Source organism: Hyphomicrobium sp., assembly GCF_009026145.1.
Lineage (GTDB): Bacteria > Pseudomonadota > Alphaproteobacteria > Rhizobiales > Hyphomicrobiaceae > Hyphomicrobium_A.
Genome location: NZ_WBUE01000004.1, coordinates 151,973 through 163,600, shown reverse-complemented (window position 1 = coordinate 163,600; position 11,628 = coordinate 151,973). Strand labels below are relative to the sequence as shown.

The window sequence follows — 11,628 nt, the reverse complement described above, 5'->3', positions numbered from 1 at the left end:
TGGGACGCCTATCCTGATGCGAAGCCCGCGCGGAGGATCGCATGTCACGCTTGCTGCAGTATTTGGCCGTTGCATTTGCACTGCTGCCCGTCGGGGCGAGCGCGGTCGAGCTCGGCGACAAGGACGCGGGGCACGCCTACGCGCAGAAGGTGTGCGCCGATTGTCATGCGGTCGAGAAGGACACCAACTTTCTCTTCACCGACATCCCGAGCTTCCAGGAGGTAGCGGATTCACAAGGTATGAGCCCGCGGGCGCTGGCCGTGTGGCTGCAGACTTCGCATCCCAATATGCCCGATTTCATCATCCCCCCGGACGATATGGACAACGTCATCGCCTACATCATGAGCCTGCGCACCCCGAAGGAGTGACCGGGGCGCTTGACGCCTCGTTGGGGAGTATCGGTTAAGCTTGCCGCGGAAGCTTAGGGCTCGCCATGACCTCTTTGCCAAAGCGCATGTCAGCCATGGAGTTTTCCGGGGCCGGTGTGCCGCTGCGTCCGGCGTATCGTTCCGTGAAGCTCCCCACAGGGAGAAATCTCCTGGTGCGCGTCGGCGCCTGCGGCATCTGCCGCACCGACCTGCACGTGCTCGACGGAGATCTGCCGCACCCCAAGCCGCACGTCATTCCCGGGCACGAGGTGATCGGCCGGGTGGAGGCAATCGGCCCCAGCGTGCGCGGCATCAAGGTCGGCGACCGCGTGGGCGTGCCGTGGCTGGGCTACACTTGCGGGCGCTGCAGCTACTGCCGCTCGGGGCGCGAGAACCTGTGCGAGCGGCCGAAGTTCACCGGCTACACGCTCGACGGCGGCTATGCCGAGTTCATCACCGCCGATTCTCACTACGCCTTCCCCATACCGCCCGCGTACTCGGATGCCGAGGCAGCGCCGCTGATGTGCGCCGGCCTCATCGGCTACCGCTCGTGGAAGCTGGTGCGCTCCGCGCGCCGCCTCGGCATCTACGGGTTCGGCGCGGCGGCGCACATCGTGGCGCAGCTCGCCGTGCACGAGGGGCAGGAGGTCTACGCCTTCACGCGCTCCGGCGATCGGTCCGCGCAGAAGCTCGCCCGCGAGCTCGGAGCGGTATGGGCGGGAGCGTCCGAGGAGATGCCCCCCAAGCTACTCGACGCCGCCATCATCTTCGCTCCCGTCGGCCCGCTGGTGCCACTGGCGCTCAAGGCGCTGGAAAAGGGCGGCACGCTGGTGCTGGGCGGCATCCACATGACCGATATTCCGGCGATGCCGTACGACCTGCTATGGGGGGAGCGCGTCGTGCGCTCGGTGGCCAACCTCACCCGCCAGGACGCCATCGAGTTCCTCGCGCTCGCCCCGCGCGTGCCCATCCGGCCGCATGTCACGACCTTTCCTCTCAGCGAGGCGAACGAGACGATCGCCGCCCTGCGTGCCGGGCGCCTCGTCGGCGCCGCGGTTCTCGTGCCCGACGGCGCCGGCGCAGGCGCGGGCCGGCGGCCGGCGACAAAGCGCGGCGCTTGACTGTGGCGCGGCGCTAACTATTGAGAGAGGCGACGCGGGTGTAGCTCAATGGTAGAGCAGCAGCCTTCCAAGCTGAATACGAGGGTTCGATTCCCTTCACCCGCTCCATAACCCACAGAAAACATTGACGAACTATCAGGCCGTTGCAGAGTTACGAACGACTGATGCTCTAACGGCCCTTGCGCTCACGAAGCCCTGATTTTCCTGCTGCTTCGATTTCCAAGCGCGGCACGTTCCACTGCCAAGCTACTGCCAAAACCAGGCCACACCGCGAGCTTGCGCGGACGCTGCTCGTGCGTACACTGACGATATATGCGCGAGATCAAGTTCAGGGCTTGGGATAAACGGCAACTCAAAATGCTGACTGTCCTCCAAGTAATGTTCGGCACCCCACACAATCTCGTTCAGGCGCACGACGGCCGACTACCCCTGGAGGTGCAAAACACTACAGACCTTGAGCTCATGCAATTCACTGGCCTCAAAGACAAGAACGGCACGGACATCTACGAGGGGGATATTCTCGAAGAAGACGCCGATTGGTGGCGCGTCGAATACACCGACCGCGCGATGTTCGAGGCCATCGGCATAAATGGGGGCGTAGATTTTTGCCTTGAAGAAATAGCTGGAAGCGCGACGGTCCAGGGCAACATCTACAAGAACCCAGAGTTGCTAGGTCGGTCCTGAAATCACTTTCACGGCGTGTCCGATAACCTGGCCGACGATCTGCGAAGACACCTGCTTCCACGTCTCCTTCGCCATCTCTTTTCCTGCATCAGCCGCCGCGTCCGACAGGACTTCGCCCACGCTCTTCTCCGTCGGTTCTGCTTTCTTACCTTCCAAAGCACTCAACGTAGCGTTCAACGCTTCGAATGCCTTTGGCGAGAGCACGTATCGTTTCACATGAGCGCCGCTCTCCCGCATGATCAGGTAACCAGTGTCCACCAGCCATTGAAGCGTGTGCACAACGAACGCCATCTCCTTGCTCTCGGCGTTTTGCTTTGGGTCCGCTTTCTGTGGTGGAAGCTTGAGAGCCTCAATCACGTCCTTTATGTCGATCGCTCGCGCGACCGGGAACTGGTCGTATAGCTTGCCTAGCAAATACGCAGTGTACAGATTAAATCGCTCGATATTCTTCATAGCGCCCCCCATACGCAAAAGCCCCGCCAGAAGACGGGGCTTCCATTTGAATACTCAGCCCGCCTTCTTCATCCGACGGATCATTTCTTCAGTCGCCGCCATGTACTCCTTGACCAGCGTGTCCAACGCGAACTCCAAGTGATCGCGCAGCGGAACCGGCTCCCAGTCCAGGTCCTGCTTCACTTCATCATCATCCGGCATCTCAACTCTCCATGAGCGTTGAGCCGATCATGTCTGATTTGCGGACTGACGAAATGTATTCTGTGGGCTTCTGTCCCCGCTATATACACAGCACCCACTTTCCGCTTGACCGCCACCAAATCACTTCGCGGCGCTGCTCATAGCAGCACACTCCGAAACGCCTCCCAGCTACTGCCAAAACACTGCCAAACCCCAGCTAACCCTTTGACCAACAACGCATGACACTATTGCTTCCAAGCTGAATACGAGGGTTCGATTCCCTTCACCCGCTCCATTCTCTCGACCTCTGAACGAGCCAGCCGCTAATCGGCCGACGACAGCTTGTCCGGGTCGACGATCTTCATGCGCATGGCCAGATGCACCAGCTCCACGTCGGACGAAACGCCGAGCTTGGACTTGATCAGGTAGTGGTAGTTGGAAACGGTCTTGGCGCTGAGGTTGAGCGTCGCTGCGATCTCGGCCACCGACTTGGCCTCGGCGATCATGCGGAAGATGTCGAACTCCCTTGCGGTGAGATTGGCGGGGACGATGGACTCGACGCGCATCAGGGCCAGCTCGTGGCTCACATCCGGGCTCAACGCCTTCTTGCCGGCGGCGACGTCGCGGATGGCACTGATCAGCAGCTCCGGCGCGCTGCTCTTGGTGATGTACCCTTGCGCGCCGGCCTGGAACGCCTGCAGGGCGTAGGCGCCGTTCTGGTGCATGGTGAACACCAGGATGCGCGCGTTGGGGTCCCACTGGCGCAGGTGCCGAATGACCTCGATGCCGCCTTTGCCGGGCATCGACAGGTCGAGCACCACGACGTCAGGCTGGTGCACCTTATAGTCGCGATAGGCGGCGGCGCCGTCGGGCGCCTCGGCGACGACCTGCATGTGCTTGTGCTTCTCGATCAGCCGCCGGTAGCCCTCGCGCACCACGGCGTGATCATCGACGAGCATAATGCTAATGCCGGCTGAGCTCATCCGCCGCTCTCTCCTCGGGATGGACCGGAACGATGACGCGCACCCTGAGGCCGGCATCGGGGCGGTCGTCGAATGATATGGAGCCGCCGAGCGCCGCCACCCGCTCTTGCATGTTGAGCAGGCCCCTGCCGCCGGCGGCGGGCACGCCGTTGGCGCCGCGCCCCGCCCCGTCGTCCTCGATGGTGAGGCGGATGCCCGCTGCATCTCGGCCCCTAGCCCCCGATGCCGGGATGGGCTCGACGCTCAGGCGCACGGTGCTGGCCTGCGCGTGCTTGGCGGCGTTGGTCAGGCCCTCCTGGGCGATGCGGAAGATGTGGATGGCGGCGTTGTCGGGAAGGGCGCCAAGGGTGCGCGGCACGCTGAGCTCAAAACGCGTCTGGCGCCGGCTGGCGCTCCACACGTCGACCAGCTGCCGCAGGCTCTCCACGAGGCCGAACTTGTCGAAGTCCGCGGGTCGCAGACGCAGGAGCGTGCCACGCAGCGACTGCATCATGCGCATGGAAATCTGCCCCAGGCTGCGCGCCTCAATGCATACGTCGGGACAGTCCTGCTCTGCCGCCTTCTCGATGGAGGCGGCGAGGGCGTTGATGGCGGTGAGGTTCTGGCCGAACTCGTCGTGCAGCTCGCGGGCGAGGTGGCGCCGCTCGTCCTCCTGAATATTCATCAGCCGCTTGGTGAGCTCGCCGCGCTCGGCCAGCGTCGCCTCGATTTTGCCGGCGAGTTGATTGGCGACCTCGCTGATGCGCTGCAGCTCGGCGAGCCGGAAGGCAGGCAGACGGTGGCTGAAGTCGCCGTCGGCGAGCCGGTTCAAGCCGGCGATGACCTGCTGCGTCGGCCGCAGCGCGCGGGCGATGGCGACATAGACGAAGACCGACAGCGAGGCGATGGTGAGGAAAGTGAGGATCAGCGGGTGCTTGATCTCGCGCCACACGCGGGCAGTGACGGCCTCCGGGTCGGAGGAGACGACGACGGCGCCGTAACTGGAACCTTTGTAGGTGACCGGGCGCTGCACGCCGTCACCGGGAGAGAACAGCAGCCCCGAGACGGCTGAGAACCACTCGGGGGCGCGCTTGTCGGAGGTTGCGGCGCCGACGCAGCTGCCGCGCTTCATCTCTCCCCGCTCGTCGTAGAAGCGCACGCACTGGCCGCCGGCGGCGGCGTTATCGACGACGACGTCCAAGTCGGGGAAACGGTTCGACAGGTCGAAGCCGGCGTTGATGCGCATCAGCTGGAGATCGAGCTGCTTGGCCACGAGATCGGCGGTTGTCGCGGCGCGCCGCTGCTCCTCGGCATGCGTCTCGATGAGGGCAATCGCCGTCACCAGCGCCAGACAGGCCGTGGCAACAATCGCGATGCGCAAAGTCAGCGAGCGCTTCAGGTCCACGGACCTGATGCGCGGGGCGGTATCCGGGCGTAGGGCAGCGGGCATGTCCCCATCCAATTCGGGCTCGTCGGCAGGATAGCAGACTGTGTTCGGGCAATTTGCCCGATGCTTCTCGGGTGACCGGCCGTATCCGTGCCCCGCTGCCATTCCTAGCGTTCGCTTACGCGGGCTTGGAAAGCAAAAGGGACCGATCAACTTGGAAAATGTGTGCCGCATTCATCGTGCCGCCTGGGTCGTGGCCAGTCTCCTCGCCTGGGCAGCCTGCGCGTGGGCCGAGGGGCCTCCGCAAACCATCGCCGTGCTGCCGTTCGAGATCCACGATACCTCGGGTGAGGTCGGATCGCCGACGCGGCATGACGCGATGCTGGCGGCGCTCACCCGCCTGGTCGGGGAGAAGATCGAGGCCTCAGGTCTCTACAGGGTCGTTCCGCAGCCGCGCGTCGACAGCGCCGTCGCCAGCGTGAATTCCGGCACCTTCCTGCGCAGCTGCAACGGCTGCGAGATCGACATCGCGCGCCGCGCAGGGGCGGATGCGGTGCTGATCGGCTGGTTCTGGAAGGTCAGCACGCTCATCGGCAGCCTGCACATCGAGATCAAGGACGTCGCCAGCGGCCGGACGGTTTACGCCCGCGTGTTCGACTTCCGCGGCGACAACGAGAAGGCCTGGCAGCGCGCTGCCGAATACATGGTCGGCACGCTCAGCAATGCGAGGCGCGGGGCCGCGTCGCCGAGTCAGGGACAGTAAGAGACCAAGGGGAGGACCTATGTGCACATCACCGATGCATGAGGAATGCGCGCGCGGCAATGCCGATGCGCCCAGCCGGCGCGACATGCTGGCTAGGCTTGCGGCGCTGGGGCTCAGCCTGCCGCTAGCGACGGCTGCGCTCGACCAAGCCGTCGCCGGCGAGGCGTTGAGCTTTCTCGATCGCGCCGAGTTCGTGGCCGGGCTGCAGGACTTGATCGCGCGCGCGAAATCGCAGGAGCTGCTTGCCTATCGCGTGTTCGAGCTCGGCAGCGGCGACATGCCGTGGAAGGATCTCGGCCTCAAGCCCGCCAAGGGGCAAGCCGTGACCTTCCTGCTCGGTGGGCGGCTGTGGCTGGCGCGCGATCTCGACCTGTGGGTGGAGCCCGGCACCGCGTTTCATGCGCGCAGCCGTGGGCAGCGGCCGATCTACAATCCGATGAGCAACACAGGCACGATGGTGGCGGCGCATGACGGTCCCATCGAGATCGCACGCTCGCTCGCCGAATGGCGGAGCGAGGATGGCGAGCTGTGGACGCCGGAGGACGCCTATAAGCAAGTCGAGGCCAACATCTACGGCGTGGCGCTGGCGTGGCGCGGCGGCGCGCTGAAAGGCCTGAAGAGCCTGCTGGCGCACGGCGACGTCGGTGGCGTCATCGGCGCCGAGGTCGCGCGCATCGAGAGCCCGCGCCGACTGCCGCCGGGCTGGCATAACCTCTACATGCTCGGCGGCGGACCCGTCATCTTCAACGATCTCGGCAACGGGCAGATTTCCTGCCAGTCGCACAAGAACGCCGGCATCTTGCAGCGGCCCGTGTCGATCGAGCTGAAACCCGACACCAAGCTGAATTGGCGCTGGATCATCGAGGAGCTTCCCTCGCTGCATCCCGAGAACGAGTTCACCACGCACGACTACCTGTCGATCGGCGCCGAGTTCGATGACGGGCAGGACCTCACGTACATCTGGAGCCAGGGCCTGCCCACTGGCACCGCCTTCCGTTGTCCGTTCCCGCGCTGGACGCCAGTCGAGACCCACATGGCCATCCGTAGCGGCGCCACCGGTCTCGGCGCCTGGCAGCGCGAGGAGCGCGATCTTTATGCCGACTATAATGACCACATCGGCGGCCCGGCAAAGTCGATCGTCCGCATCTGGCTCTTGGGAGTAACGGTGATCCAGCGGCGGCAGGGAAGCTGCCGCTTTGCCGACATTCAGATCTCCCAGCCCGGCCGCCCGCTCCAAAGGCTCTGATGCCGCCCGGTTGAAAACCTGCCTGCGTTTGGCGGGCCCGACGGCGACGCCTAGGCCCGCCAGCGCCCCGGTCCGGCGCCGAACGGACCGGGGCGCTTTCCCCGACGGCGGCTGGAGGAAAACGTGTTTTTCCGCTAAGCGAGAGGCGGCGAGAGGCTGGCGGGGACGACAGCGATGATGGTGGTGACGACCAACGACCTGCCGGGCTACCGGGTCGTAAAGCACCTTGGCGTCGTGCGCGGCCTCACCGTCCGCTCGCGCAGCGTCATCGGCAACATCGGCGCCGCGATCCAGATCTTCTTTGGCGGCAACATCACTCTATATACAAGGCTGGCGGAGGATGCGCGCCAGGAAGCCTTTGATCAGCTGATCGAGCACGCCGAGGCCATGGGGGCCAACGCGGTGCTGGCGATGCGCTATGACGCCAACGAGATCGCCGCGGCGGTGACGGAGGTGCTGGCTTATGGGACCGCGGTAGTGGTCGAGCCGGCCCCCTGATTCCGGCTCGCGACAATTTCGTCACTGGCAAGTGACAAGGGGGAAAACTTCGGGTAAGTATGCCGCCCCCGCGGAGGCAAGCGCGCGCTTTTCCGCGAAAAAGGGGTGTAGCTCAATTGGCAGAGCGTCGGTCTCCAAAACCGAAGGTTGGGGGTTCGAGACCCTCCGCCCCTGCCAAATCGTATGGTCGCATCCGTGGCGAGGGCGCCGGATGTGCCAACAACCGGCGCTTGGGGTGCGTCAGGTTGTCGCATGGCGCCCGGGAAAGTCAAATTAATGGCTAAATACAACCCGGTCGAGTTTATTCAGGAGGTTCGCCAGGAAACCTCCAAGGTCACTTGGCCTACCTGGAAAGAGGTGTGGATCACCACCCTCATGGTTTTGATCATGGTCAGCCTGGCCTCGGTATTCTTCCTAATCACGGATCAAGCGATCGGATGGCTCGTCCAGCTCGTGCTGGGCGCGAACCGCTGAACCGGAGCTAAAAACTAGTGACGACCCAAGTTGCGCAAACGCGCCCTGAAAGAGCGGCCATGGCGAAGCGCTGGTATATCGTGCACGCGTACACGAATTTCGAGCGCAAGGTGGCCGATGCCATCCGGGAGCGCGCCAAGGCAGCGGGCCTCGAGCATCTGTTCGAGGAAGTCTTGGTGCCGACCGAAGAGGTGGTCGAGGTCAAGCGCGGCCGCAAGGTGCAGGCCGAGCGGAAGTTTCTCCCCGGCTACGTGCTGGTGAAGATGGAGATGACCGACCCGGCGTTTCTGTTGATCAAGAACACGCCCAAGGTCACGGGTTTTCTCGGCGCGGAGAACAAGCCGATGCCGATTTCGGAGGATGAGGCGATGCGCATCCTCCATCAGGTCAAGGAAGGCGTGGAGCGGCCGAAGCCCTCGATCACCTTCGAGGTGGGCGAGCAGGTGAAAGTGGCCGATGGCCCGTTCGCATCCTTCCAGGGCCACGTGGAAGAGGTCGACGAGGAGCGTTCGCGGCTCAAGGTGGCCGTGTCGATCTTCGGGCGGCCGACACCGGTCGAACTCGAGTTCGGCCAGGTGGAGAAGGTGCCGGGCTAGACCGCCGGAGCTCAATGAGGAGCTCGAGAAATACGGCGGACGCGCTGATGCTCGTCTGTCTGTCAGAGCCGCAAGGACAGCCTCTCACGAGGCCTCCCTGCGGAAAACCCGCGGGAGGGCCATGAGGCCCGTCGGACCGCTAACCCTGGGAAGGAAAGCCCCTTCCCGTCAAGTGCTAAGGGGAGACCATGGCGAAGAAAATTGAAGGCTACATCAACTTGCAGGTGCCGGCGGGGGCGGCCAATCCCTCGCCGCCCATCGGTCCCGCGCTGGGTCAGCGCGGCGTCAACATCATGGAGTTCTGCAAGTCGTTCAACGCGAAGACGAAGGACATGGAGCAGGGCACGCCCATCCCGGTGAAGATCACGGTCTTCTCCGATCGCTCCTTCACGTTCGAGATGCGCACGCCGCCGGCGTCGTTCTTCCTCAAGAAGGCGGCGAAGATCACCTCGGGCAGCAAGGACCCAGGCCGCGGCGTGGCCGGCAGCGTGACGATGGCGCAGGTGCGCGACATCGCCAAGCTGAAGATGAAGGATCTCAACACGGACGACGTCGAGGCTGCGGCCAAGACGATCGCCGGCTCCGCCCGCTCGATGGGCCTGCAGGTGAAGGAGTAACGGCGATGGCGCAGAAGCTCAGCCCTGAGGCGATCAAGAAGACCCGCGTTGCCGGTGGCAAGCGCATGGCGGCAGCGCTCGGCGGTCTCAACCGCGAGAAGGCCTGCTCGATCGAGGAGGCCGTCAAGCTGGTCAAGGAACGCGCCAAGGCGAAGTTCGACGAGACGATCGAGGTGGCGATGAACCTGGGCGTCGACCCCAAGCACGCCGATCAGCTGGTGCGCGGCGTGTGCAACCTGCCGAACGGCTCGGGCCGTACGGCGCGCGTTGCCGTGTTCGCCCGCGGCGCCAAGGCCGATGAGGCGAAGGCGGCGGGGGCCGACGTCGTCGGTGCCGAGGATCTCGTCGAGCAGGTGTCGAAGGGCACGATCAACTTCGATCGCTGCATCGCGACGCCGGATTTGATGGGCCTCGTCGGGCGCCTCGGCAAAGTGCTCGGGCCGCGCGGCCTGATGCCCAACCCGCGCGTCGGCACGGTGACCATGGACGTCACCACCGCCGTCAAGGGCGCCAAGGGCGGCTCGGTGGAGTTCCGCGTCGAGAAGGCTGGCATCGTGCACGCCGGCGTCGGCAAGGCGAGCTTCACGGAGAGTGCGTTGGCCGAGAACATCAAGGCGTTCGTCGACGCCGTGGTGAAGGCCAAGCCGTCGGGCGCCAAGGGCACGTACGTGAAGAAGGTTTCGATCAGCTCGACCATGGGGCCCGGAGTGAAGATCGACTCCACCAGCCTCGGGGGCGGGCAAGCCCTCGCTTAGCGAGGGCGAGTGAGGAATTCGCGCGTCGTTTTCGCAAGGGGCGGCGCGTGGAGACGGAAGATGAGCTTCGGCTCGCCTTCCGAAGACTGTCCGAGACTGTGGGTGCCGTCAGCCTCTTCGCGATGCTGGCAGCTTAAGCCTCAAAGAGGGCCCGCATGAGACAGGAGCGAACCCGGTTTCATTCCCCGATGAGGGGCGCAGAGCCGGTTTGAACCTGGGTCAGCACCGTGCCGCCTTACAAGGGCGCGCGGTTGGACAGACGAAGCGTCGCCTCAAAGCGGGGTTCCCGCCGACGGCGGCAAGGTGCAACCCGCGGACCGGTCTAGCGAGCCGATCCGTAAACTGGAGTGAGCAGGTGGATAGAGCCGCGAAACGTGAGCTCGTGACGTCGCTCAACACCGTGTTGAAAGACACGGGGTTGGTGGTCGTCGCCCACTATGCCGGAATGACGGTCGCCCAACTGACCGACTACCGCAAGCGCGTCAAAGAAGCTGGCGGCAAGGTCAAGGTAGCCAAAAACCGGCTGGCGAAGCTCGCGCTGAAGGACACTTCGTACGAACCGATCGCCGATCTCTTCAAGGGGCAGACATGCGTTGCCTACTCGCAGGATCCGATCGCGGCGGCGAAGGCGTCGGTCGCATACGCCAAGGGGAATGAGAAGCTTGTCATTCTCGGCGGCGCCATGGGCTCGACGGTCCTCGACGCGAACGCCGTCAAAGCGCTCGCCGAACTGCCATCGCTGGATGAGCTCAGAGCCAAGCTCATCGGTCTCCTCAACGCGCCGGCGACGAAGATCGCCCGCACCGTCAAGGAGCCGGGAGCCAAGCTTGCGCGCGTCATTCAGGCGAAGGCATCGCAGGGCGAGGCCGCATAACGGCAAGGGCGGCGCTCAACGGGCGCCACGAAATCGAGAACGCAGTTCAGACTGCATCAGTCATTAGGTTCAAACCGAAGGAAGTAACAACATGGCCGATCTTTCGAAGATCGTAGAGGATCTCTCCAGCCTCACCGTCCTGCAGGCGGCCGAGCTTGCCAAGATGCTCGAGGAGAAGTGGGGCGTATCGGCGGCTGCGGCCGTCGCCGTCGCTGCGGCTCCTGCCGGCGGCGCTGCCGCTCCGGCCGAGGAGCAGACCGAGTTCACCGTCATCCTGAAATCGGGTGGCGAGAAGAAGATCAACGTCATCAAGGAAGTCCGCGCCATCACGGGCCTTGGCCTCAAGGAAGCCAAGGACCTCGTCGAGGCCGGCGGCAAGACCGTGAAGGAGGGCGTGTCCAAGGACGAGGCTGCGAAGTTGAAGAAGCAGCTCGAGGACCAGGGCGCGACCGTCGAAGTGAAGTGATCGAGGTGGCGGGCGGCGGGCACATCGGGTGCCGGTCGCCTGCCTCCGCTCGCTCCAACAGGGCGAGCATCGGACGTCTCTCCGGAGGGTCTTTTTGAGGGTCATGCAACCCTCAAACGGACCTTCCGGTGAGCCGTTTAAAGGCTAAAGCGAGGGTTGGCGGCCCTCGCCATGCAGGCAGCAG

The 11,628-nt window shown here is 64.3% G+C and carries 16 protein-coding genes and 2 tRNA genes; 14 read left to right on the top strand and 4 right to left on the bottom strand.

From position 1 onward, the window contains the following. Positions 1-41 precede the first annotated feature (41 nt). The 4 genes from F9K20_RS05495 (at position 42) to F9K20_RS05480 (ending at position 2,173) form a co-directional block, all read left to right on the top strand. Positions 42-368, top strand: a complete 327-nt coding sequence (locus F9K20_RS05495) for a cytochrome c (RefSeq protein WP_290998299.1) — start codon at positions 42-44, stop codon at positions 366-368. Between the two features lie 65 nt (positions 369-433). After that, positions 434-1,489: a zinc-dependent alcohol dehydrogenase family protein gene (locus F9K20_RS05490; protein WP_290998296.1), complete on the top strand. Its 1,056-nt coding sequence runs from the start codon at positions 434-436 to the stop codon at positions 1,487-1,489. Positions 1,490-1,523: 34 nt separating this feature from the next. Next, a tRNA-Gly gene (locus F9K20_RS05485) sits at positions 1,524-1,597 on the top strand. Positions 1,598-1,801: 204 nt separating this feature from the next. Beyond that, entirely contained in the window at positions 1,802-2,173 is a 372-nt protein-coding gene (locus F9K20_RS05480) for a YopX family protein (protein WP_290998294.1), read from the top strand. On the opposite strand, the gene F9K20_RS05475 is transcribed toward F9K20_RS05480, so the two are convergent. The 4 genes from F9K20_RS05475 to F9K20_RS05460 all read right to left on the bottom strand — a co-directional run bounded on the left by F9K20_RS05475 (position 2,159) and on the right by F9K20_RS05460 (position 5,218). Next, positions 2,159-2,626 (bottom strand): hypothetical protein, encoded by a 468-nt coding sequence (locus tag F9K20_RS05475; protein ID WP_290998291.1) that lies wholly within the window; start codon positions 2,624-2,626, stop codon positions 2,159-2,161. The genes F9K20_RS05480 and F9K20_RS05475 overlap by 15 nt on opposite strands. A gap of 54 nt (positions 2,627-2,680) precedes the next feature. Further along, entirely contained in the window at positions 2,681-2,827 is a 147-nt protein-coding gene (locus tag F9K20_RS05470; RefSeq protein WP_290998288.1) for a hypothetical protein, read from the bottom strand. A gap of 302 nt (positions 2,828-3,129) precedes the next feature. Next, the gene (locus tag F9K20_RS05465; protein ID WP_290998286.1) at positions 3,130-3,789 is read right to left on the bottom strand and encodes a response regulator transcription factor; all 660 of its coding nucleotides are present in this window, start codon (positions 3,787-3,789) and stop codon (positions 3,130-3,132) included. Beyond that, positions 3,770-5,218 carry a sensor histidine kinase gene (locus F9K20_RS05460; RefSeq protein ID WP_290998283.1) on the bottom strand — a complete coding sequence of 483 codons (1,449 nt, stop codon included), beginning with the start codon at positions 5,216-5,218 and terminating at the stop codon, positions 3,770-3,772. Before F9K20_RS05460 ends, F9K20_RS05465 begins: the two co-directional genes overlap by 20 nt. 160 nt (positions 5,219-5,378) lie before the next feature. Here F9K20_RS05460 and F9K20_RS05455 point away from each other — a divergent pair, with 160 nt between their 5' ends. From F9K20_RS05455 to rplL, 10 genes are all read left to right on the top strand, one after another. Then, the gene (locus tag F9K20_RS05455; protein ID WP_290998476.1) at positions 5,379-5,918 is read left to right on the top strand and encodes a DUF3280 domain-containing protein; all 540 of its coding nucleotides are present in this window, start codon (positions 5,379-5,381) and stop codon (positions 5,916-5,918) included. Positions 5,919-5,937: 19 nt separating this feature from the next. Beyond that, positions 5,938-7,164 (top strand): DUF3047 domain-containing protein, encoded by a 1,227-nt coding sequence (locus F9K20_RS05450; RefSeq protein ID WP_290998280.1) that lies wholly within the window; start codon positions 5,938-5,940, stop codon positions 7,162-7,164. A 174-nt stretch (positions 7,165-7,338) separates the two neighbouring features. Then, positions 7,339-7,662, top strand: coding sequence for a YbjQ family protein (locus F9K20_RS05445; RefSeq protein WP_290998277.1), 324 nt, complete (start codon positions 7,339-7,341; stop codon positions 7,660-7,662). Positions 7,663-7,763: 101 nt separating this feature from the next. Then, a tRNA-Trp gene (locus tag F9K20_RS05440) sits at positions 7,764-7,839 on the top strand. A gap of 99 nt (positions 7,840-7,938) precedes the next feature. Continuing rightward, on the top strand, positions 7,939-8,136 hold the full coding sequence (secE, locus tag F9K20_RS05435) for a preprotein translocase subunit SecE (protein WP_290998275.1): 198 nt from the start codon (positions 7,939-7,941) through the stop codon (positions 8,134-8,136). A gap of 59 nt (positions 8,137-8,195) precedes the next feature. Beyond that, positions 8,196-8,732: a transcription termination/antitermination protein NusG gene (gene nusG / locus F9K20_RS05430; RefSeq protein WP_290998273.1), complete on the top strand. Its 537-nt coding sequence runs from the start codon at positions 8,196-8,198 to the stop codon at positions 8,730-8,732. Between the two features lie 188 nt (positions 8,733-8,920). Continuing rightward, positions 8,921-9,349, top strand: coding sequence for a 50S ribosomal protein L11 (gene rplK / locus F9K20_RS05425; RefSeq protein WP_290998271.1), 429 nt, complete (start codon positions 8,921-8,923; stop codon positions 9,347-9,349). Positions 9,350-9,354: 5 nt separating this feature from the next. Beyond that, positions 9,355-10,104 (top strand): 50S ribosomal protein L1, encoded by a 750-nt coding sequence (gene rplA / locus F9K20_RS05420; RefSeq protein ID WP_290998269.1) that lies wholly within the window; start codon positions 9,355-9,357, stop codon positions 10,102-10,104. A gap of 355 nt (positions 10,105-10,459) precedes the next feature. Next, positions 10,460-10,978 carry a 50S ribosomal protein L10 gene (rplJ, locus tag F9K20_RS05415; protein WP_290998266.1) on the top strand — a complete coding sequence of 173 codons (519 nt, stop codon included), beginning with the start codon at positions 10,460-10,462 and terminating at the stop codon, positions 10,976-10,978. 91 nt (positions 10,979-11,069) lie between these two features. Next, a complete protein-coding gene (gene rplL, locus F9K20_RS05410; RefSeq protein WP_290998262.1) occupies positions 11,070-11,444 on the top strand; it encodes a 50S ribosomal protein L7/L12 in 375 nt (124 codons plus the stop codon). The last annotated feature ends 184 nt before the right edge of the window (positions 11,445-11,628 follow it).